Raw genomic sequence first — 3,591 nt, 5'->3', positions numbered from 1 at the left:
CTAGCAAATCCATATACTAATAATACGATACTCAAATAACCCAAAACGTGTTTTTATTTTTTATTTAAAACACGTTTTGATTGATTTATATGTTTTGTTTGTTTATGATATGAATGTGCAACACAACTGACGAGCCAGTGAGACTCTGGCGAAACCAATCGGTCTTGTGAATAGCCATTACCATTCCCTAATCTTATGGCAGAGCGTTAGCAGGGAACCTCAATTTATCACTGATCATCCACCAGGGTGAAACTGCATTAAAACATCTCGTTTTAAACCTGTTCTTATCTATTCGTTTTTTAATCAACGAATGGCAGCTCTTTAAAAATTAGGCGAATCAACCAAACTTGTTGTAAGCAAGTATGGCCAACTCAAACAATTGTTACCCCTCTGGGAAAGACTTCCCTGATGGGCTGGTTTTTCCCAATTTTTTTGGAGAAAAATCATGCAAACAATGAGCACCACTATTTCAGGAAAAGAATATGTATTTTTTGATTTAGCTCGCTGTATTAATGAACTTGATGTCTTGTGTCACGAACTATCCGCACAAGAAATAGATGAAATTAAGAGCGCTAGCAAAAAATTACGTTATCTCATCAATGATAGACAACCTCAACTGAGTTTGGCTTAACCCTCAGCAGGAGTGCTTTATTCCTGCAAAGGGGTAGCACTCCTTTTTCAAGGAGAACTCAATGGATACACCCCAAATTTATGTTGCATGCCTTGCGTCTTATAACAATGGCATACTACATGGAAAATGGATTGATGCAGATCAGGATGCGAGCAGCATTTATGATGAAATTAATGAAATGCTAGCTGATAGTCCAATTGAAGGAGCAGAAGAGTTTGCGACCCATGATTTTCAAGGATTCGGTGGTGCTCGAATTGATGAGTACGATAGTATCAATGACATTGCCAAACTTGCTGCGTTTATTGCCAAACATGGTGAGTTAGGCGCTGAACTTTTTAGCTTTTACTCAATTGAAGACGCTGAAAAGATGTTAGAGGAGCATTATCATGGAGCTTATGACAGCGAGGTTGATTTCGCCCGTGCGCTTTTTGATGACTGCTACAGCAATGCGATACCGGAGGATTTACAGTTTTACTTTGATTATGACGCTTTTGCTCGTGATCTTTTTATAAACGATTATTTTTCAGTAGAAGCAGATGGTCAAACGCATGTTTTTCTAATTATTAAGCCTCTTCTTTGGGGCTTAAATCTTATAATTATCTACCTGTTGTAAACCGCACTACTGAAAGTAATTTATAGTTTTAAAACCCATTCATCTCAAAAATAAACTATGATCAATTATAATATTTTAGAAAGTGGTTGTATTGCCATAAGAAACAGAATTAACTGAATTCAATGTAGTCAAGCTATGCAGGAGCAAATATGCCATTTAAAAAATTTATGACAGATAAACTTACTCTGATACAAAATGGGAAATTATTTAAAGAAAATATTCTAGGTAACGTACAGGGCAATACGATTTATACTATGGATAAAACAATACCCTTTCAAAAAGGTGATCTCATTCTGCGAGAGCTGCCTAGCGGGCTTCAAGAATCTTATATCATTGATAATCCAGAATTCTTTAATGCAGATAAAATGTCTCATTTTAAAATTCAAGTACACAAAACTGATCAATCTCCTGATACAAAAGCACATATTCTGCAAACAATAACAATTTCAGGTGGCGAGAATTTTATAAACTCCCCTGGAAGCATGATAATTAAAAATACTGAGATATTTAATAACCTAAAGATAAAAGTAGAAAATGAGATCGAATCTGAAAAAGATAAAGTCATAATCATGCATTTGATAGATCAACTTTCCAAATCAAAAACTAGGGATGAATATAAATCTTATTATGACGATTTGCTCCAAAAAGCAGCTAATTATATGACTATAATTGCTCCTTTCCTTCCTCAACTATCCTCTGTTTTAATGGGATAAATATGAATTATTATATTAAATAAAATTCATCACATACTCATATAATTAAAAATATTGATGTGGGGATTTTGTGGGGATCAGTACAGTGCTGTTATGCACTGTACTGCATTTGTAGTGAGTGGCGGCATTTAATTATATAATAAATTCAATAAGTTAATTTTCAATTACCGGGCTTCGAACCAAGGTGTCGGGGGTTCGAGTCCCTCCGAGCGCGCCATATTTATCAAAGACTTAGCTCTGATTTGTGTCATAAAAACCAAGCTACTGTGGCAAAAACGTGTCATAAACCTGTGTCATAAAAACCAACTACGCGGGTAAAGACACATCATGAATACGTTCTGCCGCCGTTCTTAAATGCTCACTAGAAAGGTGTGCATAACGCAGCACCATTTCATAAGTTGACCAACCACCCAGTTGTTGCAGCTCGTGTAACGGTGTACCATTTTGGACATGCCAACTTGCCCAAGTATGGCGTAAGTCATGCCAACGAAAATCACTAATGCCTGCACGCTCTAATGCTTTTCGCCACGCGTGATTGTTACAGCGTGTCACCGGCTGCCCCTGATAGGTAAAAACATAAGTAGGATTTTTACCTATTTGGTCTTTTAATATCGCAATCGCTTGTTGGCTCAATGGGACAGGAATGGGGCGTTTTGATTTAGATTCATCTGCATGAATAAGCGCATGCTTTTTTTCTAAATGAATTTCGCTCCATTTTAGTTGAGTCACATTGGATTCCCGAAGACCGGTCACTAAGGTAAAAGAAGCCATGTCCTTTAAGTGGCTTGGCAATTCTTTTAATAATTGACTAGCTTCGTTCTGTGTTAGCCAACGAATACGTCTATTTTCAACTTTTCTCATTCGGATAACGGGCAATGTTTCTAACCATCCCCACTCTTTTTGAGCACGGTTTAAAATGGCTCTGACTAACTCCAAAACCCGATTAACCGTAGTTGGTGAGACATTCGATTGCTCCTTCTTTTTTGCAATAGATTCGATTAAGTCACGATCAATATCTGTTAATTTTTTTGTTCGAAAGTGTTGATCGAGCCAAGCTAAATGAATTTTATCCGTTTCCAGACTGCGTTTATGCGCAGATTCCTCTAGCCATCGACGTACCGCGTCCATCCATGTTTTATTGGGGATTGATTTTATTTGCTTTTCCGTCCATAACTCATGTTTTAATTGAGCATGAAAATATTCAGCATCTTGCTTTACTTCAGTCCCAGTACTTTTACGTACTCGTTTTCCTTGGTGGAAAATGTCAACCCACCAGATCCCATCTCTTTTGTAGAGTGCCATGTTTTACTACTCCTATTATGGACACCCTGCGACGCATCGCAGCTAGAGTACTTGTTTCTAATATGCATCACAAGATCTTGTTCTAAAAAAATCCAACTTCTACCAACCTTGACACCTGGTAATTTCCCAGTGGCAGCCATACGTCTAATAGTTTCTCTATGTGCACCAAGAAATTGTGCCGCCTGATTGATATCCAGTGTTTTCATGTGAACGACTCCTATTCGCTATCGCTATGCAATTTGTTTTTGTTCATTTGAATGTCGAGGATAATCTGATAAAGCCTTGTTAAAGCTATTTCGGACAAAAAATGTGGGGGTATCGTTTGATCATGA

General features: G+C 37.4%; 5 protein-coding genes. 3 read left to right on the top strand and 2 right to left on the bottom strand.

Features of this window, described 5'->3' with window-relative positions:
- Window positions 1-445: 445 nt before the first annotated feature.
- The 3 genes from LDG_RS09430 (at window position 446) to LDG_RS09420 (ending at window position 1,957) form a co-directional block, all read left to right on the top strand.
- A complete protein-coding gene (locus LDG_RS09430) occupies window positions 446-631 on the top strand; it encodes a hypothetical protein (RefSeq protein WP_006871078.1) in 186 nt (61 codons plus the stop codon).
- 61 nt (window positions 632-692) lie between these two features.
- The gene (locus LDG_RS09425) at window positions 693-1,244 is read left to right on the top strand and encodes an antirestriction protein ArdA (RefSeq protein ID WP_006871077.1); all 552 of its coding nucleotides are present in this window, start codon (window positions 693-695) and stop codon (window positions 1,242-1,244) included.
- Window positions 1,245-1,393: 149 nt separating this feature from the next.
- On the top strand, window positions 1,394-1,957 hold the full coding sequence (locus LDG_RS09420) for a hypothetical protein (RefSeq protein ID WP_006871076.1): 564 nt from the start codon (window positions 1,394-1,396) through the stop codon (window positions 1,955-1,957).
- Between the two features lie 306 nt (window positions 1,958-2,263).
- Here the strand turns inward: LDG_RS09420 and LDG_RS09415 are convergent, their stop codons facing one another.
- Window positions 2,264-3,259 carry a tyrosine-type recombinase/integrase gene (locus LDG_RS09415; RefSeq protein ID WP_006871075.1) on the bottom strand — a complete coding sequence of 332 codons (996 nt, stop codon included), beginning with the start codon at window positions 3,257-3,259 and terminating at the stop codon, window positions 2,264-2,266.
- Window positions 3,172-3,465: a helix-turn-helix domain-containing protein gene (locus tag LDG_RS18970; protein WP_080448973.1), complete on the bottom strand. Its 294-nt coding sequence runs from the start codon at window positions 3,463-3,465 to the stop codon at window positions 3,172-3,174. The genes LDG_RS09415 and LDG_RS18970 overlap by 88 nt, the downstream gene beginning before the upstream one ends.
- Window positions 3,466-3,591 lie beyond the last annotated feature (126 nt).

Origin of the sequence: Legionella drancourtii LLAP12, assembly GCF_000162755.2 — a bacterium.
GTDB lineage: Bacteria > Pseudomonadota > Gammaproteobacteria > Legionellales > Legionellaceae > Legionella > Legionella drancourtii.
Note: the sequence above shows the minus strand (reverse complement) of the source record. Positions and strands in the feature narration are given on the sequence as shown.

What these genes read in the sequence shown, in the direction of transcription:
- LDG_RS09430 (WP_006871078.1), top strand. Translation starts at nt 446, where the DNA reads ATGCAAACAATGAGCACCACTATTTCAGGAAAAGAATATGTATTTTTT.
- LDG_RS09425 (WP_006871077.1), top strand. Translation starts at nt 693, where the DNA reads ATGGATACACCCCAAATTTATGTTGCATGCCTTGCGTCTTATAACAAT.
- LDG_RS09420 (WP_006871076.1), top strand. Translation starts at nt 1,394, where the DNA reads ATGCCATTTAAAAAATTTATGACAGATAAACTTACTCTGATACAAAAT.
- LDG_RS09415 (WP_006871075.1), bottom strand. Translation starts at nt 3,259, where the DNA reads ATGGCACTCTACAAAAGAGATGGGATCTGGTGGGTTGACATTTTCCAC.
- LDG_RS18970 (WP_080448973.1), bottom strand. Translation starts at nt 3,465, where the DNA reads ATGAAAACACTGGATATCAATCAGGCGGCACAATTTCTTGGTGCACAT.